The sequence below is a fragment of the Pseudomonas sp. genome (assembly GCF_046581935.1).
In the GTDB taxonomy this organism is placed as follows: domain Bacteria; phylum Pseudomonadota; class Gammaproteobacteria; order Pseudomonadales; family Pseudomonadaceae; genus Aquipseudomonas.
In genome coordinates, this window is record NZ_JAYGFK010000005.1 from 98,314 (window position 1) to 121,282 (window position 22,969).

A 22,969-nucleotide genomic window follows, 5' to 3' on the forward strand; every position below is an offset into this window, starting at 1 on the left:
TACTTGGGGGTGGGGTCATGCAAGGTTTAGGTGATGAAGTGCTGCGGCACGTGCTGCGTATACAGGTACGCCTGTTTGCTTGCCATGCACGGCTGCTGGCGAATACCGATGGCGAGGCCTTGCATGATCTGCGCATTGCCTTACGCCAACTGCGCAGTTTGCTGCGTCCTTTTACGGCAATTGCCGGCTGTAGTGATCTGCAGCAGCGGGCCGCCGAGCTGGGCCGATTGACCGGTCCCTTGCGTGATCTTGAAGTGCTGCAGGGCTATCTGCAGCAGCAAGGACTGAGCACAGCCGCGCAGTCACGTCAGCCCCTTCTGCAGGACGGCTATGCGCAATTGCTTGCTAGTGCCGCGCTGGCTCAGCTACTGCAGGCGCTGGATGTTTGGCCGCAGCGCTGGCGAGAGGCGCTTGGCACCGGACAGCGGCATCAATTGCACAAACTGATCCGCCAACGCCTGCGCAAAGACCACCGGCATTTGGCGCAGGCGTTGCGTGATCCGGCGCATGATCGTCATCGCCTGCGTTTACTGGTTAAACGCCTGCGTTATGCAACCGAGGCTTACCCACAGCAAAGCGGATTATCCAAGCAGGCATTGGTTGCTCTCAAGCAGGCGCAATCGACGCTGGGGGACTGGCACGACCATTGGCAATGGCTGCTGCGTGCCGAAGCTGAGCCGGACCTACAGCCCTGTGTGGTTGCTTGGCATGCGGCAATGCGACGTGCCGAGCAGCAGGCCGACCTGGCGGTGCAACAATTGGCCGCAACTTTTGCTCGTCGTTAGAGCGGATGGCTGACGAGTCGTCATGGCTTGCGCTTGTTTGGCCTAAATGTCGTGTTATTCGTAGCAGGCTTTGCCCTAAGATCGTCCACATCTTTACGGTGTGAGGTATTTATGGGGTTTTCCGAGTTACTGCAGGCTGTCCGTGATAACCCGCAGGCCGTGCGTATTTCTGCGCAGTGGGGGCAGGGCCGCGCCAGCTTTGGCGGCCTGGTGGCGGCGCTGGTGTACGAAGCCATGCGCACCAAGGTGCCGGCCGAGCGGCCGCCGCGTTCTTTGGCAATCACCTTTGTTGGGCCTGCAGCGCCGGATGTGCCGATCAGTTTTGAAGTGGAAGTGCTACGCGAAGGCAAGGCCGTCAGCCAGGTGTTGGGCCGTGCCATACAGGATGGCCAGGTGGTGAGCATCGTGCAGGGCAGTTTCGGTGCTGGGCGTAAGTCACGCATTGTCGTCAAGTCCGAGCAAGCGCCACAGGCCAAGGCCGTGGATGAGTGCCAGGAAATGCCCTATATCGCCAATGTGACGCCTGAGTTCACCCGTTATCTAGCAATGCGCTGGGCCTTCGGTGGAATGCCTTTCTCGAATAATCCGTCGCGAGAAATGGGCGGTTGGGTGCGACTGCGCGATCAAGACAGCGCCGAGCCGGTTAATGAAGCCCACCTGTTAGCCCTGGTTGACGCTTGGCCACCTGCGGTGTTGTCCCACCTGAGCTCACCAGCACCGGGCAGTTCGTTGACCTGGACGATTGAGTTCGTGCAACCCGTAGGTGAGTTAAGCACGCTGGATTGGTGCCTCTATCGCGCACAGATCGAGCATGCCCGCGATGGTTATGGGCATGTGGCCGCTGCGTTATGGTCGCCGAAGGGAGAGCTGCTCGCTATCAGTCGACAGACAGTGGCCGTGTTTGGCTAGGGAATAGCGATGCCGTTGCAGTCTTGCTGATTGCTGCAACGGCAAACGCTTCAGTGCACTAAAGCTTGAGCTGGCGAATGGCTTTATTCAGATCGCCCGCCAGATTGGCCAGGTCCGCACTGGTCACGGCTGATTGGCCCGTCTGGCTGACGGTCTGCTCGGTGACATCGCGGATACGGATCACCGCGCGGTTCATTTCTTCGGCCACTTGGCTCTGTTGTTCTGCTGCTACTGCAATCTGCGTATTGCTTTCCCGCATATGCGCCACTGATTCGGTGATGGCGACCAGGGCTTGACCGGCCTCATCGGCTTGCTTGACGCACTCATCGGCCTTAATTGAACTGTCCTGCATAAAGTCCACGGCATCGCGGGTGCCGCTTTGCAGGGTGTTGATCATTTGCGTGATGAGGTCAGTGGAAACCTGTACGCGTTTGGCCAGGTTGCGTACTTCATCGGCGACCACGGCGAAGCCACGGCCCATCTCGCCAGCGCGGGCGGCTTCAATCGCAGCGTTCAGCGCGAGTAAGTTGGTCTGCTCGGCAATGCCATGAATCTCACTGACCACGCTGCCGATTTTCTGGCTGTCGGCAGCCAGTTGCGCAATCATCTGCGCGGTCTGCTGCACGCCACTAGATAGCCCCGATATAGACAAGGCCACACGATTGACTACCTGCTGACCATTGCGGGTCAGTTGTTCGGCCGTTTTCGACTGATCACGGGTGTCGGCGGTGTGTTCGGCAATGTGGTGCACCGTGGCGGACATTTCATTGATGGCCGTGGCCGCCTGCTCGGTCTCACTCTGTTGCTCCAGCATGCCGTGGCGTACATCACGCATGTTGCCAGCCAGGCGCTCGGCCCCTTCATCCAACTGCGCCGCGGATTGCGCGACGATGCCAACCACGCGTTGATAGCCGGCCTGCATGGCATTGAATGCGCTGGCCATCTGGCCCACTTCATCTTTGCATTCAAGCGGTACACGGGCACTTAGATCACCGCTTTTTTCCACCTGCAACATGACGTCTTTGAGGGTGTTGAGGTGGCTCAGCAGGAAGCGAATCAGCAGTTGTGAGGCGGCTAGCAGCAGTAGCATCAACAGTGCAACGGCCACTGCATAGCTTGGCGCTCGGTCGAAAAACACCTCTGGCAGGCTCGGGGCGTAGGCGGTAACAGCCAGGCGTTGGCCGTCAGTACGGGTAATGACCTCTGCACCAATCAACTGCTCATTGCCGTTGAGGTCCACCCAGCCGCTGTTGGTTTTGGCCAGCAGGCTGCCTTGGTTGTCCGGTAGGCGCGGCGGTTGCTCTGGCGAGAAGCTCAACACATTGCTGAGCGTTGGCAATGGACTGTTTTGCGGCCACTGGCTGAGTAGTTTCGCGCTTTGCTGTGCCGCTGACTTGGCGGCGTTGTGATGCACCTGATGCTCCAGGTGAACGGCATATAGCACTAGCAGCAGGGTGGTGCCGAAGGCTACAGCGTTGACGGCCCAAAACTTGTATTTCAGGGATAGGTCGCTAATCCAGTTACCCATGCAAGTTTCTTCCTTGTGGAGGGTGGTTGCTCAACACAGTTTGGCTGCATTGTAGTGAAAGTGAGTATTTGTAAGCCTGTTATCGGCGTAGGGCGCTTCGAGTTTAGAGTTGCGACGTAAATCGTGTGCGGCAAAGTGCCACCATTCTCGGCGAAAGTAAGCGTAGCGCTATTGATCCTTATCAACAGGTGCTATTCATAACGATGCCTGAGCACTGCTCAAACTGGGTAAGTTGAAAAACTTCTGAGCACTGGCGCTGCTATGGGCTGCCAGCACCTGCTCGGTTTCCCCTCGGTGCAAGGCTACTTCACGCAGAACTTCAATGAGAAAGGCCGGTTCGTTGCGACCGTTTTTCGGCTTTGGGCGCAAGCTACGGGGCAGTAGGAAGGGCGCATCACTTTCGAGCATCAGGCGGCCTCGGGGGATTTCTTTAACCAGCGGGTGCAAGTTACTGCCGCGGCGTTCGTCGCAGATCCAGCCGGTAATGCCAATGTGCAGGTCCATATCCAAGTAACTGAACAGCGCGCGCTTTTCTCCGGTGAAACAATGCACTACGGCAGCTGGAAGCTGGTCACGGTAGTGACACAGGATGGCCAGCAGGCGCTCGTTGGCATCGCGCTCATGCAGAAACACCGGTAATTGCAGTTCTACCGCCAAGGCCAACTGTTGTTCGAGAACCAGCTCCTGCTGTGGCCGTGGTGAGAAGTCACGGTTGAAGTCCAACCCGCATTCGCCAACCGCGCGCACTCTGGGGTCGTCCAGTAAGGCCTTTAGTTCGGCAAAGCTGTCGCTGTTCCAACTGCTAGCATCGTGAGGATGAATACCGGCAGTACTGAACAAATGCTCAGCAGTTGCATCCAACTGCCGGCACAGCTCTAGGGCATGCTGACTTTCTGTGAGGCTAGTGCCGGTCAGCAGCATTTGCTGGATGCCTGCTGCATAGGCGCGGGTGAGGAGTGCCTCACGCTGTTCAGCAAAGCTTGGGTGGGTCAGATTGACGCCAATGTCGATGAGTTGCATGGTGCTACCTGTTGAGTTTTATAGGCTGCCGATTAGTGCTTTTTTTGTGGATAAAAATTAAATAAATACAGCAGCTTATGTAATTAACTTAATGTCTTGTGTTGTGAGTGACTGGCATCCCAAGGCGGGCTGTGCCAACCTCCGCGCCCCGCGCGAGCAGTCTGTTGCCCGTGACGGCTGATTTAGATGAACCTGTTGCATTGATCTGTCGGTCACTCTGGTCCTGGAGCGTTGATGTTACGAGTGCTGCTCACCTGCTGCCTATTGCTGCTGTCTTGCACAGCGGTAGCGCGTGTGGCTGGGCCGCTGGAAGTCGAGCAACCCAAGGCCACCCGTGATCTGGCGAGTATCCGTGACAGTGGTGAGTTGCGTGTACTGGTTAATCAGAGTCGCAACAGTTCTGGTGAAGTTAAAGGCCAGAGTATTGGTGTCGAATATCACCGCTTACGCGCCTTCGAACAGTACCTCAATCGCAACTCGCGAGATGGCCGCACGCTCAAACTCAAGATTATTCCCCGTGCTAAGGATCAGTTGCTGGCAGCCTTGCAGCGCGGCGAAGGCGATCTGGTTGCCCCTGGTGAGCTGCTGAATATACCCAGCGGCAGCAAGCTCAGTGCCAGTGCGGCTATCCGTAGAAATGTGCCGCTGATTATTGTCGCCCGCCAGGGCAATCGGCGTTATCAGAATCTTGAACAGCTTTCCGGGCGCAGCCTGGCTTTACCGGCGGGAAGTGTTGCTGGGGAAGCGATACGCGCGCTAAACCAAAAACTGATCGACAGCAAACGTTCACCGATCATTATCGAGTGGGTCGACCCAACCTTGGCGATTGAGGACGTGTTGGAGATGGTGCAGGCCAACATCTTCAGTGTGACCGCGGTTGAGCAGCCGATTGCTGAGCGTTGGGCCAAGGTGATGCCCAAGCTGCGTCTAGACCGCCATCTGCAGTTGGCCAACAACGGTGACATGCGCTGGTATGTGCGGCGTGACGCGTCAATGCTCGGTGCGAGTATTGACCGCTTTCTCAAGGCTTATCACGACCCAGCAGATCTTGATGCGGTATTTCAGCGTGTCTATCGACGCTTGTACAAAGTGCATGACCCACTTGGCCGCAGAGAGCGTCAGCGGTTAGAGAAAGTGCGCCCGGTGTTGCAGCGCTTTGCTGCCCAGCATGATTTCGACTGGCTAGCACTGGCGGCGTTAGCGTTTAAAGAGTCCACGCTAAATCCCGTTGCGCGAGGTGCCAGCGGTGCCACTGGCTTGATGCAAATTACCCCCGCTGCGGCGCGCAGTGTAGGTATCAGCAATATCAATGTGCTGGATAACAATGTGCAGGCCAGCGCCAAGTACCTGGCAATGATCCGCCGCAACTATTTCAACAGCCCACAGCTTAACGAGCGCGAGCGCATGGCTTTTATTCTGGCGGGCTATAACTTGGGGCCGCAACGGGTGCAGGGCTTACGGGCGGAAGCGCGTAGGCGCGGCCTGAACCCGAATCAGTGGTTCTTCCAGGTGGAGCGGGTGGCGATGGAGCAAATGGGGATGGGCGTCGTCAGCTATGTGAATAGCGTGAATAAGTACTATCTGGCTTATGACCGCGAACGCTATTCGCTGGAGCCTTGATTCTCTATTCAAGTGCTTCCGGCCTTACCGTGCCCGTACTAAGCATCGACTGAGCAATCGGTCAGTCTTCAGCTCTTGAACCTAACGCGTTCCAGCATGAACTACGAAAATAGGTTCTTTAGGCCATTCCTTGGCTGTGCTCTCGCTGCTTCGAGTGGATGTGAAAGGCTAAATTGATCAAATTTATAGATTGGTTAAAGCGATATTATTCGATTTTATTTCGTTTTAATTGATTTAATATTTCCTCCATCAACTCGCCACTACAAGGACTACTGCACATGAACGCTCTGATCAAATCTGTTGTTGCTACTCAAGCAGGCTATGGCCTGACCGTGCTGCGCATCATCGCCGGCCTCACATTTGCCGCCCATGGTTCGCAGAAGCTATTTGGCTGGTTTGGTGGCTACGGCCTGGAAGGTGTCGGCCAGTGGATGGAAAGCATTGGCCTGGCTCCTGGTTACCTGATGGCTTTGATGGCCGGCAGTGCCGAATTCTTTGGTGGCCTAGCGCTAATCATCGGTCTGCTGGCGCGTCCGGCAGCAGCGGTACTGGCGGTGACTATGGTGGTAGCGATTGCCACCGTGCATTTGGCCAATGGCTTCTTTATGAGCAACAACGGTTACGAGTTTGCCTTGGCACTGCTGGCGATTAGCATCGCTGTGCTGATCGAAGGCGCAGGCAAGCTGTCGCTAGACAAGCGTATCGCTGGCTGATCAGTAAGCTGCAGTAACCAGCAAAAAGCCCACATCTGTGGGCTTTTTGCGTTGTAGTACTGGGCTCAGCCGGCTTCAGCCATTGTTCGACGGATTACTGCCCGGCACAGTGTTATTACTTATTCAAAACCTCTTGTCGCCAGATGGCTGGCGGCGATTGTTATCTGGCTGGGCAGTGCATAAGAGGGCGCGTCTTGACAGCGATGTTGGCGCTTCTCTAGGATGCTGCCCATGCGCCGATTTAAACAGCTACTTGCGGGGCGCCGGGTTACCTGCTGATTGCAGCGCCCTTAGAAGCACTCTTGCAGAGACTTCGAAATACCGCTAAAGCGCTGGTTCGGTGTCGCCTCTCACCGCTGCCCAGCGGACTCATGAGGCGGAGACATATCGATGCATTGTGCCCAACCACTTATTCGCTTGGCCCCAATTACTTCGGGGCTGATTCAGCGCAATCCGAAAATCCTTCTCGGTGGTAGTCACCAGCCAACCCTGTTGCGCTACCTAGATGGCTGGCCCAGGCGCTGGGCAGGGCCGCGCACCTTTCTGATCAACTTTGTTCACGACGGCGAATCTCTGTCGCGCTTTGCCAGCAACAATTTCGATATGGCAGTTATTCAGGCCCCGGCCGCTGCCCAACTCGAAGAGACCGTGCGTCAGTTGACGCGAGTGGCCAAGCAAGGGCTGATTACCCGGCGCTGATAAGGGTGCGGCGATCTAGCCAACGCGCTAGGCTCAAGCGACATTGCCAGGGAGTGAAGCATGTTTGAATCCGCCGAAATCGGCCGCAGCATTGATAAAGAAACCTTTGAAGCCGAGGCTCCAGCACTGCGTGAGGCGCTGCTGGAAGCACAGTACGAGCTGCAGCAGCAGGGGCGTTTTGCGGTGCTGATTCTGATCAACGGCATCGAGGGGGCTGGCAAGGGTGAGACGGTCAAATTACTCAATGAGTGGATGGATGCGCGGCTGATCCAGGTCGACACCTTTGATCAGCAAACAGATGAGGAGCTTGCTCGCCCGTCGGCCTGGCGCTACTGGCGCAAATTGCCGCCTAAGGGGCGTATTGGCGTGTTCTTTGGTAATTGGTACAGCCAGATGCTGCAAGGCCGCGTGCATGGACGGATCAAGAATGCCGTGCTCGATCAGGCCATCGATACCACCCTGGGGATGGAGCGCATGCTTTGCGACGAAGGCACGCTGATCTTCAAGTTCTGGTTTCACCTCTCCAAACAGCAGATGAAGGCACGTTTAAATGCCTTGAAGGATGACCCGCTGCACAGTTGGCGGATCAGCCCGCTGGATTGGCAGCAGTCAAAAACCTACGACAAATTTGTGCGCTACGGTGAACGTGTGTTGCGTCGTACCAGCCGTGATTACGCCCCCTGGTATGTGGTGGAAGGGGTAGACGAGTATTACCGTAGCCTGACTGTCGGGCGCATTTTGCTTGAGGGCCTGCAAGCCGCACTCAAAGAGAAAACTCGGCCGTTGCCCCATCCCCATGCTGCGCCGCTGACGTCCAGTTTGGATGAGCGTGGGCTGCTCGACAGCCTGGATATGAATCAGGAGTTAGACAAGGAAGATTACGCTGAACAACTGGTCAGTGAGCAGGCGCGCCTTTCCAGCTTGATGCGCGACAAACGTATGCGCCGGCATTCGCTGATCGCGGTATTTGAAGGCAATGATGCCGCCGGTAAGGGCGGAGCGATTCGTCGGGTGATTGGTGCCCTCGACCCGCGCCAATACCGCATCTTGCCGGTTGCCGCGCCGACCGAGGAGGAGCGTGCGCAGCCTTATCTGTGGCGTTTCTGGCGGCATTTGCCAGCGCGCGGCAAGTTCACCGTGTTCGACCGTTCTTGGTATGGCCGGGTGCTGGTGGAGCGGGTTGAAGGGTTCTGCAGCACCGGCGACTGGCTACGGGCCTATGGCGAGATCAATGATTTTGAAGAGCAGCTCAGTGACGCTGGCGTTGTGTTGGTGAAGTTCTGGTTGGCGATAGATCAGCAAACCCAACTGGAGCGCTTCAAGGCGCGTGAGCAGATCCCCTTCAAGCGCTTTAAAATCACCGAGGAAGACTGGCGCAACCGCGAAAAATGGCCGCTGTACCGCGATGCGGTTGGCGATATGGTTGATCGCACCAGTACGGAAATCGCGCCCTGGACCTTAGTGGAAGCCAATGACAAACGCTTTGCCCGGATCAAAGTGCTGCGCACTATCAATGAAGCTATTGAAGCGGCCTTCGCTAAAGACTGAGGAACAACAGTGTGTGCTGCAGGATGGTCGCGCATACGGCTGATGAATAATCATCGCCGAGTGAGATTGTCCGGTTTTATTCTCATTGGCAATTCAACCAATAACAATGAGGTGCAGCATGCGTGAAGTGGTGATCGTTGACAGCGTACGGACTGGTTTGGCCAAGTCCTTCCGTGGCAAGTTCAATCTGACCCGTCCTGATGATATGGCGGCTCATTGCGTCAATGGGTTACTGGCGCGCACAGGCATCGATCCAGCATTGGTTGATGACTGCATCGTCGGCGCCGGTTCGAATGAAGGCGCGCAAGGCATGAACATTGGCCGCAACGTGGCCGTGTTGTCTGGGCTGGGCACTAACGTGGCCGGCATGACCCTCAACCGCTTCTGCTCATCGGGTCTGCAAGCCATTGCTATTGCGGCTAACCAGATTGCGTCCGGTTGCAGCGACGTGATCGTGGCCGGTGGTGTCGAGTCGATCACCATGACGCTGAAGAGCATGAACACGCAAAATCTGTTCAATCCACTGCTGCAAAAAGATGTGCCGGGCATCTACTACCCCATGGGCCAGACAGCCGAGATCGTCGCACGGCGTTACAACGTCAGCCGTGACGCGCAGGATGCCTACGCCCTGCAAAGCCAGCAACGGACTGCTCGAGCGCAGAAAGAAGGGTTGTTCGACGATGAAATTGTGCCGATGCACGTCAAATATCAGGTTGAAGATAAGGCCACTGGCGAGAAGAGCATCGTTGACGGCATCGTCGCCCATGATGACTGCAACCGCGCCGACACAACCCTGGAAAGTCTCGCTGCGCTGAAGCCGGTATTTGCCGATGATGGTTCGGTAACCGCCGGTAACGCATCGCAGTTGTCTGATGGCGCCTCAATGACCTTGGTGATGAGCCTGGATAAAGCCATCGAGCTGGGCCTCAAACCGCTGGCGTTCTTTCGTGGTTTTGTTGCTGCGGGTTGTGAGCCGGATGAAATGGGCATCGGTCCGGTGTTCTCGGTGCCCAAGCTACTCAAGGCCAAGGGCTTGAGCATTGACGATATTGACCTGTGGGAATTAAACGAAGCCTTTGCCTCACAATGCCTGTATGCCCGTGATCGTTTGCAGATTGATAACGCCAAGTACAACGTTAATGGCGGTTCGATTTCCATTGGTCACCCGTTTGGTATGACTGGCTCGCGTCAGGTCGGCCATTTGGTGCGTGAGCTGCAACGCCGCAGTCTGCGTTATGGCATCGTCACCATGTGTGTGGGCGGTGGTATGGGCGCAACCGGGCTGTTTGAGGCGGTACGCTGAATTGTAGATACAGCTCTTTTCGCTAGGCAGCGCGTGTCCGATGGACAGGTTGCCATTGCGAAAATAAGCCTGCCTGTAGGCTGCGGCTGGTAGGTAACCCATAAAAAACCGCGATTTCTCGCGGTTTTTTGTGGGCCATTTTTTGTTCAAAACGCGCGGCTCTCGATGATTTCGTTAGCCTGGATCATTCGGCGGATATAGAAGGCGATCTCTCTTTCGGCATCCGTTCGATTGAAATACGGGCCTTCCAAAGTGCCTTCGCGGGTGGAGAAGAAGTATTGGCCATTGACTGAGCTGACGCGCTCGCTGCGATAGTGGGTGCCGGGTTTATGGTCGATATGGCGCTGGCCGAACATGGATGAACCTCCCGCGAAATTGAGCTACTGAACTCAGTCTAAGCGGCCTTTACAGCATTGCAGGCGTTAGCGACAGATGGTCATTTTTAGCGGTTTTTACAGATAGAACGGCTATTTTTTGTGATTTTTGGCGTCAGCTAACTGGCTGACCTCGCGCGGCCACCGGTACAGTTCCACTGCATAGCTGTACCTGGCTGTCGCTGTGTCTGTCAGAGCTTGCAACCTAGAATGCTGCGCTTCTACTGCAACCAGCATCAGGCAAAGGTTGTGGCGCTGGTTTCGGAGCGGTTATGCACATTTCTTCTGGTCGTTGGGTCTACGGACTGTTTCTCGCTCTACTGACGGCTGTGCTGTGGGGCGTACTGCCGATCAAGCTCAAAGAGGTGTTGCAGGCCATGGATCCGGTGACGGTAACCTGGTTTCGCTTGTTGGTGCCCGGTTCGATCCTTCTGGCTTATCTGGCGGCCAGTGGGCGTTTACCGGCGTTCCGTCCGTTGGGTAAAAAGGGCGTTTGGCTACTGCTGCTGGCAGTGGTCAGTTTGACCGCCAACTATGTGCTGTATTTGGTGGGGCTCAACCGACTCAGCCCCGGCACCGCGCAACTGGTGATCCAAGTTGCACCGATTTTGCTATTGATCAGTAGCCTGTTTGTTTTTCGCGAGCGTTTCAGTCTTACCCAAGGGCTGGGCTTGCTGGTGCTGCTGACTGGCTTTGCGTTGTTTTTCAATCAGCGTCTGGGTGAGCTGCTGACCTCGCTGACGACTTACACCACCGGAGTGCTGACCATTCTGCTGGCGGCGTTTGTCTGGACATTTTATGGCCTGGCGCAGAAACAGCTGCTAACGGTGTGGAATTCGCTGCAGGTGATGATGGTGATCTACCTGGCGTGTGCGCTGTTGCTAACACCCTGGGCGCAGCCGCAACAGGTACTCGTGCTGAGCCCCTTGCAGGGCTGGTTGCTGCTTGCTTGCTGCCTGAACACTTTGGTGGCCTATGGTGCGTTTGCCGAAGCATTGGCCCATTGGGAGGCGTCTCGGGTTAGTGCAACCTTGGCGCTCACGCCGCTGGTAACCCTTGCCTCGGTAGCCCTGGCAGCTACTTGGTGGCCTGATCATGTACAGCCGGAGCAGATTAATGGCCTGGCCTACGGTGGAGCGGTGTTGGTGATGCTGGGGTCGGCCTTGACGGCGCTCGGCCCATCAGTCGTGGCCGGTTGGCGTGCTCGAAAAGCACGCTTGGCTGCATTGGCTTAGTCCCCTGTGCCATGCAACACCATCCAGATTTCAGGCGCGTACGCCGAGTGCTTCGGCGCGGCGCAGCCAGCCCAGGCGCTGTTCTTCGGAGGAGGGACGTACCGGGGCGAATTCGGCCAGGCGGCGGGTTTTGATACCGCTGAAACCGAGGATAGTACGGGTCATCTGTCGATGTCCGGGTGCGCCGTAGATCCAGCGAAAGTACCAAGGTGGGGTGTCCATGGTCACCAGCAGGTCGGCGGTGCGGCCACTTAGCAGCTTGTCCCACAGCTGTGAACGGTTGCGGTACTTGAAGGCAAAACCGGGCAGAAAGGTGCGATCGAAGAAGCCCTTGAGCAGCGCGGGAATGCCGCCCCACCAGACCGGGTAAACGAAGACCAGGTGTTCGGCCCAGTGAATCTGTCGCTGGGCTTCAAGTAAGTCAGGCTCTAGTTGCTGGCTTTGCTCGTAGCCATCCCGCAGCACTGGGTCGTAGCTCATTTCCCCCAGCTTCAGTTCGCGGACCACGTGGCCTTTACTGCGCGCGCCCTGGGCATAGGCTTCGCTTAGGGCATGGCAGAAGCTGTTGCCTTTCGGCGTGCCGAGGATTACCAGAATCCGCTTGCCGTCGCCCTCCAGTGGCGTTGCGCCGCTCTTTACCGCCTCACTCATGTTGGCCTGCCTCTAGCATGTTTTCGGGACGCACCCAGGCGTCAAATTGTTCATTGTTCAGATAACCCAATTGCAGCGCCGCTTCACGCAACGTGGTGCCGTCGTGATAAGCCTGCTTGGCGATTTGTGCCGCTTTGTCATAGCCGATGTGCGGGTTCAGTGCGGTTACCAGCATCAGGCCACGTTCCAGGTGCTCGGCCATGCGCGCAGCATCCGGTTGCAAGCCGGCAACGCAATGCTCTTGGAAGTTATGGCAGCCGTCTGCCAGCAAACGTATCGACTGCAGCAGGTTGTGGATGATCACTGGTTTGAACACGTTAAGTTGCAGCTGCCCCTGGCTCGCAGCAAAGGTAATGGTGCTGTCGTTACCTAGCACCTGGCAGGCCAACATCGACAACGCTTCACACTGGGTCGGGTTGACCTTGCCCGGCATGATTGAGCTACCAGGCTCATTGGCGGGTAAACGCACCTCGGCAAAACCGGCGCGCGGCCCAGAGCCCAGTAGGCGTAGGTCATTGGCAAGTTTCATCAGGCTCACGGCCAGGGTTTTCAAGGCCCCTGATAGCGCCACTAATGGCTCGTGGCCTGCAAGGGCGGCAAATTTGTTCGGGGCGCTGGTCAGCGGTAAGCCGCTCAAAGCCGCCAATTCGGCGGCCATGGCTTCAGCAAAACCGTGCGGTGAGTTCAAACCGGTACCTACGGCTGTGCCGCCCTGGGCCAGTTCGCAGACGGCCGGAAAACTCGCCAGAATGGCCCGCTCGGCGTAACCCAGTTGCGCGACAAAGGCAGACAGTTCCTGGCCGAAGGTGATCGGTGTGGCATCCATCAGATGGGTGCGACCAGTTTTGAGCAGATGCATATGTCGCTCGGCCTGTTCCTGTAGGCCGTCGCGCAATTCATGCAGAGCGGGCAATAGTTGTTGCTGCACGGCTTGTACGGTGGCGATGTGCATCGCAGTCGGGAAGCTGTCATTAGAGCTTTGCGCGCGATTAACGTGGTCGTTGGGGTGTACCGGTGCCTTGCCGCCACGGCCGTTGCCGGCCAGTTCGTTGGCGCGGCCAGCAATCACTTCGTTGACGTTCATGTTGCTCTGCGTGCCACTGCCAGTCTGCCAGACCACCAATGGAAACTGCCCATCATGCTGGCCGGCCAGTACCTCATTGGCGGCTTGTTCGATCAGTCGGGCGATATCTGCAGGCAGTGCGCCGGTGCGCTGATTGACCCGCGCGGCGGCTTTTTTGATCAGTGCAAGGGCATGCACTACCGGCAATGGCATGTGCTCTTGGCCAATGGCGAAATTCAGCAGTGAGCGTTGGGTCTGGGCGCCCCAGTACGCCTCATCAGGTACTTCGATTGGGCCTAGGCTGTCGGTTTCAATGCGGCTCATTGCGGCTCTCCTGACGGTTGCGCGAAACGTGAAGCAGATTGCCAGACCGTCATCGGTCTGGCTGTATTTCAGCTTAGGTCGCCACGTAGCCGCAGAGGTTCAACTTGAATGGCAACTACCAGCGTGCGTGGGTCTCACCGAGCCAACCAAGGGCATCGCTGACGGGGACGCGTTCACCTTGCTGGCTGCGCAGTACACCATCGAAATGGCCAAACCACTGCTGCGTGTTTGCATAGAACGGGCCTGTCCGGCGGTAGGCCTGGTGGCGTTGCAGCGGAGTAAACGTAAGGTCGACGGCATCATCTGGGCTGCGCAGTTGCCACGGGGCCCGTGGATTGTTTGGCGCTGAAATTGTGATCGCGGTATCTAGATGCTGCAGTTCGCCGCCAAACCAGAGGGTGTTCTCCGACAGGCCACTGTAGTCCGTCCAGCCGGCCCCGAAGTTGCCGGCGATACCGCCAGGGGCTGCGAAGGCGGCCCGCATCCAGTTGCTGTTGAGGGGCCATACGCCGCGGCCAAAATCCAGTGATGCAAAACTTTGCCCCGCGATACAGCTGTAGTGCTGGTTGCCCAGTTGCACGCTGCCATTGCATGGCAGGCCGACTTGGCGGCTAGTGGCATGAAAGTTACGTGCGTCGATCGGGGCTACCAGATTGACTGAGTCCAGATGGCTAGGGCGCTGAACATCCAAGGCAACCTGCAGCGGTCGGCCACTAATGTTGGGTGCGTTAATGGTGATGCATGTGCGCCCGGTGTGTTCAATCACCCGCAGTTGTAACTGTGGGTGATTGAATTCGTGGCTTGCTTGCGGCTGGTTTGGCAGGGCGCAGCCGCGGGCAAATAGTCGGTACTGGCTGTAGGCAACGGCTTCGCCACTTTGCAGGTCGAGAAAGTAGGCGGCGGCATAACCCAGGTAATCAAGGTCCGCTTGGGTAAAGGAGAGCACCCATTGCGGGGTAGTGATGCACCAATGGTTCCAGCGCTTACGTCGGCCGAAGTGTCCCGGTATTGCGCAGTCGATAATGGGCTTAGGCGACCAGCCGACTGCCTGTGGGTTAAGTTGGCCGTGGCTGTCGCAGAGCGCGATGGCAGCGAATGGCTCAGGAGGGTGGGTAAAGCTATTCATCAAACACGTCCATGTGTGTGCGAAGGCGCTTAGCTGTATGAGCAGCAGCGCACTGAAGCCAAGTTGTTAGTGCGTGTGAGCATGCACAGGCCTACTTAGGCTCGGCAATTGCTGGCATTTTGGACTTTAAGCAGTCTGTGCGCTAGTGCACAGTGCTAGGGTCTGTTGCCGTTTCATCGCGAGCCGCGTTGCTGCGAGAAATGGCCCGCGGTTAGGCGCAGGACGCAGGTAATGGTTGTTCCCTTGCCAAGTACTGCAACAGCAGCAGGGGCCATTTTCCGCGCAACCCTACGGGCCGGGCCAGTTTTTACGCGATGCGGTGTTACTCGATGGCTCATTTGGCCTGCCAAACTTCGCATCTCGTGCCTTGCCTCGCGCAAAAACTGGCTCCGGCGTGGCCGCGAGTGAAACGGCAATAGACCCTAGCGTGAGCAGCGTACTGACTTGAGTACGAGAAGCGCTTGGGCACAAAATGCCGCTAACAGAGTCCAACAGGGCTCTTTCTCTTGTTCAGGAGTCGTACATGTCACGTTTACCTGCCTTTTGCGCTGCCCTAATACTGATCTGCGGTAGCGCTCAGGTGCTCGCCGATGCCAAGAGCCATGCGGCTGATGCCGAGCGTTTCCTGCTGCTGGCGCGTGCCGACAAACTCGCTGTGCCTGTGTATGCCCAAGTACAGCAGATGTTTGCTCAGCGCTTTGCCGAGAGTAAGGCGCCCGAGAGCGAGAAGGCCGTATTGGAAACCTATACGGCACAAGCTAACGCCGCTCTTGAACAGGCTGTGGGTTGGGAGAAAATCAAACCAGACATGGTCAAGCTCTACACCAGCACCTTCAACGAACAGGAAATGAAAGACCTGATCCGTTTCTATGAGTCGCCTCTGGGCAAGAAAGTGCTGCAACAGATGCCGACATTGACCGCGCAGTCGGCACAGTTGACTCAAACCAAGCTGGAAACAGCAGTACCCAAGGTCAATCAGCTCCTCGCGGACATGACCACTAAGTTGACGCCGAAGAAGCCCTGAGTGATTGCCCTGATGCCAAAGATCGATCTATTGCAGGCGGCACTGACTAGCCTGCAGCCTCAGCACCTTGAGGTGTTGGATGAAAGCCACATGCACAGCCGTGGCCTGGAAACCCACTACAAGGCGGTGATTGTGAGTGAGCAGTTCGCCGGGCTCAACGCCGTCAAACGTCACCAGAAGGCCTATGCCACGTTGGGTGAGTTGATGGGCCAGATACATGCACTGGCGTTGCACACCTATACCCCGGATGAATGGTTGCAGCAGGGCGTGGCTCCGGCTTCACCCACTTGCAAAGGCGGCCATTGAGGCAATTCGCCTCTACACGGCAAGCGCCAACAAACGTAAACTGCACCGCCGCCGAGTCAGGGTGTAATAAACCCTGACTCGGCGTATTTTTTTGTGGTCAGCGATCCAGGCTGGCCATTCTGTGAGCCGTCGCAGGGCGATGTTGAAAATCGCTCCCGGCAATATTTATCCCAGTCCGCTCTTTACGTGGGTGACTACTGAAGGACCTGTCCATGACTGACAAGATCGTTGTCGCCGCGCTGTATAAATTCGTTTCCCTGACCGATTTTCACGAGCTACGTGAGCCGCTGCTGCAAGCCATGCTGAATAACGGCATCAAGGGCACCTTGCTGATTGCCGAAGAGGGCATCAACGGCACAGTTTCCGGTAGCCGCGCCGGCATTGATGGCCTGCTCGCCTGGTTTAGCCTGGATCCTCGCTTAGCTGATATCGACCACAAAGAGTCGTACTGCGACGAGCAGCCGTTCTATCGCACCAAGGTCAAACTGAAGAAAGAAATCGTCACCCTCGGTGTGCCCGGCGTCGATCCAAACCAACAGGTCGGCACCTACGTCGAACCCAAGGATTGGAATGCCCTGATCAGCGACCCTGAGGTGCTGCTGATAGACACCCGCAACGATTATGAAGTGTCCATCGGCACCTTCGAGGGCGCGGTTGACCCAAAAACCAAGTCGTTCCGTGAATTCCCCGACTACATCAAGGCGAACTTCGACCCGGCCAAACACAAGAAAGTGGCGATGTTCTGCACCGGTGGTATTCGTTGTGAAAAAGCCTCCAGTTACATGTTGGGCGAGGGGTTTGAGGAGGTCTTCCACCTTAAAGGCGGCATTCTCAAATACTTGGAAGAAGTCCCGCAGGAGCAAACCAAGTGGCAGGGCGATTGCTTCGTCTTCGATAACCGCGTGACGGTGCGTCATGACCTCTCTGAAGGTGATTACGACCAGTGCCACGCCTGCCGCACCCCAGTTTCGGTGGAAGATCGCCAATCGGAGTTCTACACGCCAGGCGTCAGTTGCCCGCATTGCTGGGATTCGCTGCCAGAGAAAACCCGTACTGGTGCCCGCGAGCGGCAACGTCAGATCGAACTGGCGCAAGCCCGCAATCAACCCCACCCGTTGGGCTACAACCCCCGTAAATCGCGCGAGGTTTAAGCATGCAAGCACGTCTTATCTACGTGATGGACCCGATGTGCTCATGGTGCTGGGGTTTTGCTCCTGTGCTGGAGTCGCTGGCTGAGCAGGCTGCGGCTGCCGGGGTTGGCCTGGAGTTGGTACTGGGTGGTTTGCGCCGTGACAGCGTGGCCGTTGATGCCGCTGCACGTGTGCGCTACCTGAGCTACTGGCAAGCGGTCAACGCCAGTACGGGGCAGCTATTCAACTTCAATGCGGGCCTGCCCGAGGGCTTGGTGTACGACACCGAACCAGCTTGCCGGGCCTTGGTCACCGCACGCAGCCTGGCCCCCGAGTTGGTCTGGCCGCTGGCGCGACTGATTCAGCGCGCGTTCTACACCGAAGGCGTGGATGTAACCCGAGCCCTTGTGCTGGTGGAGTTGGCTGAGCGTGCCGGCATACCGGGTATCGAGTTTGCTGAGGCCTTTGACAGTACGGCGCAGCGCGAAGCCACTGCGGTGGATTTCAGCTGGACGAAGGACTTAGGCATTGCCGGCTTTCCGACCTTGCTGGCCGACAACAATGGGCAGCTGGCATTGCTGACCAATGGCTATCAACCACTTGAGACATTACAGCCGCTGCTTGCGCGTTGGTTGGAACGGGTCGCACATGCTTGATCGCTTGAGTTGGGCTGAAATACGCCGGCTGGCCCTGCATCATAAAAAAGCCCTCATCTGGGCTAACTGTGTCGCGGTACTGGCCACGTTGTGCAGTGTGCCGATTCCCTTGCTGCTGCCCTTGTTAGTTGACGAGGTGCTGCTCAAGGACGGTGACACCGCGCTCAAGGTCATGAACAACTTTCTACCGAGCAACTGGGAAACGGCGGCCGGTTATATCGGCCTGATGCTGGCGCTGACCTTGATGCTGCGCGGCGGTGCGCTGATTTTCAACGTACTGCAGGCGCGGCTGTTTGCGCGCTTGTCCAAGGACATTGTGTACCGCATTCGTATTCGCCTGATCGAGCGGCTCAAACGGATTTCCCTAGCCGAGTACGAGAGCCTTGGCGGCGGTACGGTGACCACGCACCTGGTTACCGATTTGGATACCCTCGACAAGTTTGTGGGTGAAACCCTTAGTCGTTTCCTGGTGGCCATGCTGACGCTGGCCGGCACCTCGGCAATTCTGATCTGGATGCATTGGCAACTGGCGATGCTCATTCTGCTGTTCAACCCGCTGGTGATTTACGCCACGGTGCAGCTGGGCAAGCGCGTCAAACACCTGAAAAAACAGGAAAACGACAGTACCTCGCGCTTTACCCAGGCGCTGACGGAAACCCTGGATGCCATTCAGGAAATCCGTGCCGGCAACCGGCAGGGGTTTTTCCTCGGCCGCCTCGGTGGCCGCGCTAAGGAGGTGCGCGATTACGCCGTGGCCTCACAGTGGAAAACCGACGCCTCCAACCGCGCCAGCGGCTTGCTATTCCAGTTCGGCATTGATGTGTTCCGGGCGGCTGCCATGCTCACCGTGCTATTTTCCGATCTGTCGATTGGCCAGATGCTCGCGGTGTTCAGCTACCTGTGGTTCATGATCGGCCCGGTCGAGCAATTGCTTAACCTGCAATACGCGTTCTATGCCGCAGGCGGTGCGTTGAGCCGAATCAATGAACTGCTGGCGCGCCAGGACGAGCCGCAGTACCCCGGCCGGGTCGACCCGTTCAAGGGCCGCGACACCGTAGGCATTGAAGTCAGCGGGCTGACCTTTGCCTACAACGATGAGCCTGTGCTGGATAACCTCAATCTGAGTATTGCGCCCGGCGAGAAAGTGGCCATTGTCGGGGCCAGCGGCGGCGGCAAAAGCACCTTGGTGCAGCTGCTGCTCGGCCTTTATACGCCGCAAGCCGGGACGATTCGTTTCGGTGGCAGCAGCCAGCAAGAGATCGGTCTGGAAGCAGTGCGTGAGCATGTGGCAGTGGTGCTGCAGCATCCTGCGCTGTTCAACGATACGGTGCGCGCCAACCTGTGCATGGGCCGTGAGCGTACCGATGAGTTCTGCTGGCACGCCCTGGAAATTGCCCAGTTGGCGGCCACTATCCGCGCCTTGCCGCAAGGGCTCGACAGCATCGTCGGACGTTCTGGTGTTCGCCTCTCGGGTGGTCAGCGTCAGCGTCTGGCCATTGCTCGAATGGTGCTGGCCGAGCCGAAAGTGGTGATTCTCGATGAAGCCACCTCGGCGCTGGATGCTGCGACCGAGTACGCCTTGCATCAGGCGCTCAATCAGTTTCTACAAGGCCGTACCACACTGATCATTGCCCACCGCCTGAGTGCAGTGAAGCAGGCCGATCGGGTGCTGGTATTCGATGGCGGCAGCATTGCTGAAGATGGCGGCCATCAACAACTCATTGCCGAAGGCGGGCTGTACGCCAAACTTTATGGGCATCTGCAGCACTGACGATGCCTGCCCAGCAAAGCACTCCCGACGTTTTACCACTGCGCTGCGCATGTACGCGGCGGGTTTTATTTCGTCACAGGTAAACCCAAACAGGTGACGCATGCCCCGTGAAAAACCCAAGAATCTCTGGCTCTCGCGCTGGGGTTTTATCCTTGCTGCAACTGGCTCCGCTGTGGGCTTGGGTAACATCTGGAAGTTTCCCTATATCACCGGCGAGTACGGCGGTGGTGCCTTTGTGTTGATGTACTTGGCGTGCATCCTGGCTATTGGTATTCCGGTGATGATGACCGAGATCGCCATCGGTCGACGCGGTCGTGGTAGCCCCATTGATGCAATCGGTCGGGTGGTTAAGGAAAACAACGGTAACCCACTGTGGAAGGCCGTCGGCGGCATGGCCATGCTCGCCGGTTTTATGATTCTGTGTTTTTACGTGGTGGTGGCGGGCTGGGCGTTTGCCTACACGGTGAAAATGCTCGATGGCTCCTTGGCTGCCACCAGCGTTGAAGCTCTTGCCGGGGTGTTTGCGGCGCACAACGCCAACCCCTGGCAGCTCGGCGGCTGGAGCGTACTGGTGGCGCTGCTGACCCTGTGGATTGTCGCTAAAGGCGTGCAAAAGGGCATCGAGAATGCCGTGCGCTGGATGATGCCGGGCTTGGCCGTGATGCTGTTGGTTCTGGTGGGCTACGCCTTTACCAGCGGTGGCTTCAGTGCTGGGTTTGATTTTTTGTTCAGCTTTGATGCCTCGAAAATCACTGGCGAAGCGCTGCTGGCCGCCCTCGGGCACGCCTTTTTTACCCTGAGCCTGGCCTCCGGGGCGATTCTGACCTATGGCTCTTACCTGCCTGATGGCCAGTCTGTGGCGCGCACCACCTTTGTTGTGGCGATCTGCGACACCGGTGTGGCGTTGCTGGCTGGGCTGGCAATTTTTCCAATCATCTTTGCCAACGGCATGAGTCCGAGCGCCGGCCCGGGGCTGATCTTTATGAGCCTGCCACTGGCCTTCCAGCAGATGCCATTTGGTACGGTCTTCGGGACGTTGTTCTTCGCTATGGTGTCGATTGCTGCACTGACTTCAGCCATTTCCATGATTGAGGCCACCGTGGCCTACCTCAATGAGAAGCATGGTATCAGCCGCTTCAAGGCTGCTGCGGCTTCCGGAGCCGTGCTGCTGGTGATCAGCCTGCTGGCCATGTTCTCGTTCAACCTGATGGCCGGCTGGACGCCCATGGGCAAAAACTTCTTCGACTGGCTGGATTACCTGACTTCGCGCTGGATGATGCCGCTGGGCGGGATTTTCACCGTGCTTCTGGCCGGTTACGCACTGCGCAGCGAGATTATGCGTGATGAATTGGGCCTGCCGGCGCTGGGTTATGCCGTTTGGCTGTTTATGGTGCGCTATGTCAGCCCGGTGCTGATTATGGTGGTATTTCTGCATGCCCTGGATTGGCTGATGTTTGATCCAGTAGGGCACTGGTACTGGATTGTTGGTGCTATTGGTCTGCTGGCCCTACTGGGTGAGGTGCTGCGGCCACGGGTTATACCGGCGCTCGCTGGGCGTTAGGCCCAGTAGAGCTGGTTGGTGGTAGAGAAGGGCGCACGGGCAAGAGCCGTGCGCCCTTTTTGTTGCTCGAATAGATACCTAGCCATATTTTTGACGAAGGTTTTGTGGCGGTAACTCGCCATGCGCCATAAAGAATTGGCGGTAACCTGCCGATAGCTAAAGCAGTAGGACTTCCCCGGCCGGCGTACTCAGCCTGCAAGCTATCTAATAACGGCTCTGGTTCATGCCTTGGCTTAACCTTGCGGCTTTTAAGGCGAATTGAGTCGGGTAATGGCGCAAGGGTTGCAGTAATACCTGACTAAACTGCTTGCTGTCGTTCATGTGTTTGCCTGGTGATTGTTGCGTTGCCGGGGTGCGCTCGATAATAAAAACGGAGTCGTTGTTATGTCCTCTTCTGCCAGCCGTTTGTTCGCTGATTTATCTGTTGGTAAAAAGCTCATGTGTGGCTTCGGCCTGGTGCTGCTGCTCACAATTGCCGTTACTGGCAGTGGCTTTATGGCGGTGCAAGCCGTGCTGGCCGGGCATGCCAGCACGAGTCGCCTCTCGGACATTGATTCGCAGGTATTACAGGCCGGGCGTGCTGAGCGTGACTATGCCCTGCGCCAGAACGATCAAGCGGCTACCCAGGTACGTGAGCAGCTAGCGCGTGTTGAAACAACATTGGCCCAACAAGTGGCGGCAGCGTCTAGCGCTGACCAAGCGCGGCTAAAAAGCATGCAGCAGGCTGTCGCGGATTACCGCAGCCAGTTCGACAGTTTTGTCGCGTTGCAAGACAACGCCCGCGCAGCGCGCACACAGATGCGTGAGGCCGCAGCAGAGGCGCGTGATCAGTTCGATGTGATTGAGCTGGATATGTACGACGCGGTGCGTGAGTTGCGTCTTGCGGGTGACAAGCTGCGTGGTAGCGACCCGCTAACCCTGGCAGAAACCGCCTCGGGTTTGAGCAAGCGCATGCTCGACCTGCGTGGCCATGAAAGCCAGTACATCATTGATGGTTCGGCCGAGTCACTGGAGGAGTGGACCTACGTCAATGACGACCTGCAAACCGTGGCACGTAGCCTGATGGTATGGCTCGACGATGAGCAGAAGCGCTCTATCGAAACGGCCTTACAGGCACTGACGCTCTATCAGCAAGCGTTCAGCAATTACAAACAGTTGCGTGGGCAAAGTGAGCAGAGCTCAGCCGCGATGGTTGAGCGCACCCAGGCAGTGTTGGCCTCGGTGGATGAAGCCAAGGCGCAACAAGAACAGGTAATGGCTGACGACAGCCGCCAGGCCCTATTAATGCTCGGTGCGATGGGCGGTGCGGCGGTGATTTTGGGCATGCTCGCTGCACTGATTATCTCCCGTTTGATTGTCGCGCCCTTGCAGCAGACTGTGGTGTTTGCCCAACGAATTGCCGCCGGCGATCTGACTCACGACTTACCCCAAGACCGACGCGATGAGCCGGGCCAACTAATGGCGGCCATGCAGAGTATGAGCGTCAGTTTGCGTACCTTGGTTGGCCGTATCGGAGGCAGCGTCAGTCAAATTGCTGCTGCGGCCGAGCAATTATCGGCGATTACTGCGCAAACCAATGCCGGCGTACACAGCCAGAAAATGGAAACCGAACAGACCGCCACC

Annotated in this window: 20 protein-coding genes and 2 pseudogenes; 15 read left to right on the plus strand and 7 right to left on the minus strand. The window is 57.3% G+C overall.

Annotated features, from left to right (window positions below):
* The first annotated feature begins 17 nt into the window (after positions 1–17).
* Both VCA57_RS05230 and VCA57_RS05235 read left to right on the plus strand, forming a co-directional pair.
* Positions 18–785, plus strand: a complete 768-nt coding sequence (locus VCA57_RS05230) for a CHAD domain-containing protein (protein WP_411183903.1) — start codon at positions 18–20, stop codon at positions 783–785.
* Between the two features lie 111 nt (positions 786–896).
* Positions 897–1,694: an acyl-CoA thioesterase gene (locus VCA57_RS05235; RefSeq protein WP_411183904.1), complete on the plus strand. Its 798-nt coding sequence runs from the start codon at positions 897–899 to the stop codon at positions 1,692–1,694.
* Between the two features lie 58 nt (positions 1,695–1,752).
* Here VCA57_RS05235 and VCA57_RS05240 read toward each other — a convergent pair whose 3' ends face one another.
* The 3 genes and pseudogenes from VCA57_RS05240 to VCA57_RS05250 all read right to left on the minus strand — a co-directional run bounded on the left by VCA57_RS05240 (position 1,753) and on the right by VCA57_RS05250 (position 4,242).
* A complete protein-coding gene (locus tag VCA57_RS05240; RefSeq protein WP_411183930.1) occupies positions 1,753–2,301 on the minus strand; it encodes a methyl-accepting chemotaxis protein in 549 nt (182 codons plus the stop codon).
* A gap of 321 nt (positions 2,302–2,622) precedes the next feature.
* Positions 2,623–3,222: pseudogene (locus VCA57_RS05245) on the minus strand (HAMP domain-containing protein); the annotation flags it as partial.
* 195 nt (positions 3,223–3,417) lie between these two features.
* On the minus strand, positions 3,418–4,242 hold the full coding sequence (locus VCA57_RS05250; protein ID WP_411183905.1) for a TatD family hydrolase: 825 nt from the start codon (positions 4,240–4,242) through the stop codon (positions 3,418–3,420).
* 234 nt (positions 4,243–4,476) lie between these two features.
* Between VCA57_RS05250 and VCA57_RS05255 the strand changes: the two genes are divergently transcribed.
* The 5 genes from VCA57_RS05255 (at position 4,477) to VCA57_RS05275 (ending at position 10,125) form a co-directional block, all read left to right on the plus strand.
* A complete protein-coding gene (locus tag VCA57_RS05255) occupies positions 4,477–5,862 on the plus strand; it encodes a transglycosylase SLT domain-containing protein (RefSeq protein WP_411183906.1) in 1,386 nt (461 codons plus the stop codon).
* Between the two features lie 278 nt (positions 5,863–6,140).
* Positions 6,141–6,575 (plus strand): DoxX family protein, encoded by a 435-nt coding sequence (locus tag VCA57_RS05260; protein WP_411183907.1) that lies wholly within the window; start codon positions 6,141–6,143, stop codon positions 6,573–6,575.
* Positions 6,576–6,965: 390 nt separating this feature from the next.
* Positions 6,966–7,274, plus strand: a complete 309-nt coding sequence (locus VCA57_RS05265) for a class I SAM-dependent methyltransferase (protein ID WP_411183908.1) — start codon at positions 6,966–6,968, stop codon at positions 7,272–7,274.
* Between the two features lie 60 nt (positions 7,275–7,334).
* A complete protein-coding gene (gene pap / locus VCA57_RS05270; protein ID WP_411183909.1) occupies positions 7,335–8,822 on the plus strand; it encodes a polyphosphate:AMP phosphotransferase in 1,488 nt (495 codons plus the stop codon).
* 118 nt (positions 8,823–8,940) lie between these two features.
* Positions 8,941–10,125, plus strand: coding sequence for a thiolase family protein (locus VCA57_RS05275; RefSeq protein WP_411183910.1), 1,185 nt, complete (start codon positions 8,941–8,943; stop codon positions 10,123–10,125).
* A 146-nt stretch (positions 10,126–10,271) separates the two neighbouring features.
* Here the strand turns inward: VCA57_RS05275 and VCA57_RS05280 are convergent, their stop codons facing one another.
* On the minus strand, positions 10,272–10,481 hold the full coding sequence (locus tag VCA57_RS05280) for a DUF6316 family protein (RefSeq protein ID WP_411183911.1): 210 nt from the start codon (positions 10,479–10,481) through the stop codon (positions 10,272–10,274).
* A gap of 290 nt (positions 10,482–10,771) precedes the next feature.
* On the opposite strand from VCA57_RS05280, the gene VCA57_RS05285 reads away from it, so the two are divergent.
* The gene (locus VCA57_RS05285; protein WP_411183912.1) at positions 10,772–11,734 is read left to right on the plus strand and encodes a DMT family transporter; all 963 of its coding nucleotides are present in this window, start codon (positions 10,772–10,774) and stop codon (positions 11,732–11,734) included.
* Between the two features lie 30 nt (positions 11,735–11,764).
* Here the strand turns inward: VCA57_RS05285 and VCA57_RS05290 are convergent, their stop codons facing one another.
* From VCA57_RS05290 to VCA57_RS05300, 3 genes are all read right to left on the minus strand, one after another.
* Positions 11,765–12,385, minus strand: a complete 621-nt coding sequence (locus VCA57_RS05290; protein ID WP_411183913.1) for an NAD(P)H-dependent oxidoreductase — start codon at positions 12,383–12,385, stop codon at positions 11,765–11,767.
* Entirely contained in the window at positions 12,378–13,772 is a 1,395-nt protein-coding gene (locus VCA57_RS05295) for a class II fumarate hydratase (RefSeq protein WP_411183914.1), read from the minus strand. The genes VCA57_RS05290 and VCA57_RS05295 overlap by 8 nt, the downstream gene beginning before the upstream one ends.
* Positions 13,773–13,887: 115 nt before the next feature.
* On the minus strand, positions 13,888–14,898 hold the full coding sequence (locus VCA57_RS05300) for a DUF2804 domain-containing protein (protein ID WP_411183915.1): 1,011 nt from the start codon (positions 14,896–14,898) through the stop codon (positions 13,888–13,890).
* A gap of 523 nt (positions 14,899–15,421) precedes the next feature.
* On the opposite strand from VCA57_RS05300, the gene VCA57_RS05305 reads away from it, so the two are divergent.
* From VCA57_RS05305 to VCA57_RS05335, 7 genes and pseudogenes are all read left to right on the plus strand, one after another.
* Positions 15,422–15,922 (plus strand): DUF2059 domain-containing protein, encoded by a 501-nt coding sequence (locus VCA57_RS05305; protein ID WP_411183916.1) that lies wholly within the window; start codon positions 15,422–15,424, stop codon positions 15,920–15,922.
* Between the two features lie 12 nt (positions 15,923–15,934).
* Positions 15,935–16,228 carry a BolA family protein gene (locus VCA57_RS05310; RefSeq protein WP_411183917.1) on the plus strand — a complete coding sequence of 98 codons (294 nt, stop codon included), beginning with the start codon at positions 15,935–15,937 and terminating at the stop codon, positions 16,226–16,228.
* Positions 16,229–16,440: 212 nt separating this feature from the next.
* On the plus strand, positions 16,441–17,379 hold the full coding sequence (locus tag VCA57_RS05315) for a rhodanese-related sulfurtransferase (RefSeq protein WP_411183918.1): 939 nt from the start codon (positions 16,441–16,443) through the stop codon (positions 17,377–17,379).
* A 2-nt stretch (positions 17,380–17,381) separates the two neighbouring features.
* Positions 17,382–18,014, plus strand: coding sequence for a DsbA family protein (locus VCA57_RS05320; protein ID WP_411183919.1), 633 nt, complete (start codon positions 17,382–17,384; stop codon positions 18,012–18,014).
* Complete coding sequence (locus tag VCA57_RS05325; protein WP_411183920.1) at positions 18,007–19,785, plus strand: ABC transporter ATP-binding protein; 1,779 nt, start codon at positions 18,007–18,009, stop codon at positions 19,783–19,785. Before VCA57_RS05320 ends, VCA57_RS05325 begins: the two co-directional genes overlap by 8 nt.
* Before the next feature lie 100 nt (positions 19,786–19,885).
* Positions 19,886–21,346 carry a sodium-dependent transporter gene (locus VCA57_RS05330; RefSeq protein WP_411183921.1) on the plus strand — a complete coding sequence of 487 codons (1,461 nt, stop codon included), beginning with the start codon at positions 19,886–19,888 and terminating at the stop codon, positions 21,344–21,346.
* 495 nt (positions 21,347–21,841) lie between these two features.
* Positions 21,842–22,828: pseudogene (locus VCA57_RS05335) on the plus strand (methyl-accepting chemotaxis protein); the annotation flags it as partial.
* Positions 22,829–22,969 lie beyond the last annotated feature (141 nt).

Excerpts from the sequence above, each read along its gene's own strand:
- VCA57_RS05230 (WP_411183903.1), top strand. The coding sequence starts at position 18 with ATGCAAGGTTTAGGTGATGAAGTGCTGCGGCACGTGCTGCGTATACAG.
- VCA57_RS05235 (WP_411183904.1), top strand. The coding sequence starts at position 897 with ATGGGGTTTTCCGAGTTACTGCAGGCTGTCCGTGATAACCCGCAGGCC.
- VCA57_RS05240 (WP_411183930.1), bottom strand. The coding sequence starts at position 2,301 with ATGATTGCGCAACTGGCTGCCGACAGCCAGAAAATCGGCAGCGTGGTC.
- VCA57_RS05250 (WP_411183905.1), bottom strand. The coding sequence starts at position 4,242 with ATGCAACTCATCGACATTGGCGTCAATCTGACCCACCCAAGCTTTGCT.
- VCA57_RS05255 (WP_411183906.1), top strand. The coding sequence starts at position 4,477 with ATGTTACGAGTGCTGCTCACCTGCTGCCTATTGCTGCTGTCTTGCACA.
- VCA57_RS05260 (WP_411183907.1), top strand. The coding sequence starts at position 6,141 with ATGAACGCTCTGATCAAATCTGTTGTTGCTACTCAAGCAGGCTATGGC.
- VCA57_RS05265 (WP_411183908.1), top strand. The coding sequence starts at position 6,966 with ATGCATTGTGCCCAACCACTTATTCGCTTGGCCCCAATTACTTCGGGG.
- pap (WP_411183909.1), top strand. The coding sequence starts at position 7,335 with ATGTTTGAATCCGCCGAAATCGGCCGCAGCATTGATAAAGAAACCTTT.
- VCA57_RS05275 (WP_411183910.1), top strand. The coding sequence starts at position 8,941 with ATGCGTGAAGTGGTGATCGTTGACAGCGTACGGACTGGTTTGGCCAAG.
- VCA57_RS05280 (WP_411183911.1), bottom strand. The coding sequence starts at position 10,481 with ATGTTCGGCCAGCGCCATATCGACCATAAACCCGGCACCCACTATCGC.
- VCA57_RS05285 (WP_411183912.1), top strand. The coding sequence starts at position 10,772 with ATGCACATTTCTTCTGGTCGTTGGGTCTACGGACTGTTTCTCGCTCTA.
- VCA57_RS05290 (WP_411183913.1), bottom strand. The coding sequence starts at position 12,385 with ATGAGTGAGGCGGTAAAGAGCGGCGCAACGCCACTGGAGGGCGACGGC.
- VCA57_RS05295 (WP_411183914.1), bottom strand. The coding sequence starts at position 13,772 with ATGAGCCGCATTGAAACCGACAGCCTAGGCCCAATCGAAGTACCTGAT.
- VCA57_RS05300 (WP_411183915.1), bottom strand. The coding sequence starts at position 14,898 with ATGAATAGCTTTACCCACCCTCCTGAGCCATTCGCTGCCATCGCGCTC.
- VCA57_RS05305 (WP_411183916.1), top strand. The coding sequence starts at position 15,422 with ATGTCACGTTTACCTGCCTTTTGCGCTGCCCTAATACTGATCTGCGGT.
- VCA57_RS05310 (WP_411183917.1), top strand. The coding sequence starts at position 15,935 with ATGCCAAAGATCGATCTATTGCAGGCGGCACTGACTAGCCTGCAGCCT.
- VCA57_RS05315 (WP_411183918.1), top strand. The coding sequence starts at position 16,441 with ATGACTGACAAGATCGTTGTCGCCGCGCTGTATAAATTCGTTTCCCTG.
- VCA57_RS05320 (WP_411183919.1), top strand. The coding sequence starts at position 17,382 with ATGCAAGCACGTCTTATCTACGTGATGGACCCGATGTGCTCATGGTGC.
- VCA57_RS05325 (WP_411183920.1), top strand. The coding sequence starts at position 18,007 with ATGCTTGATCGCTTGAGTTGGGCTGAAATACGCCGGCTGGCCCTGCAT.
- VCA57_RS05330 (WP_411183921.1), top strand. The coding sequence starts at position 19,886 with ATGCCCCGTGAAAAACCCAAGAATCTCTGGCTCTCGCGCTGGGGTTTT.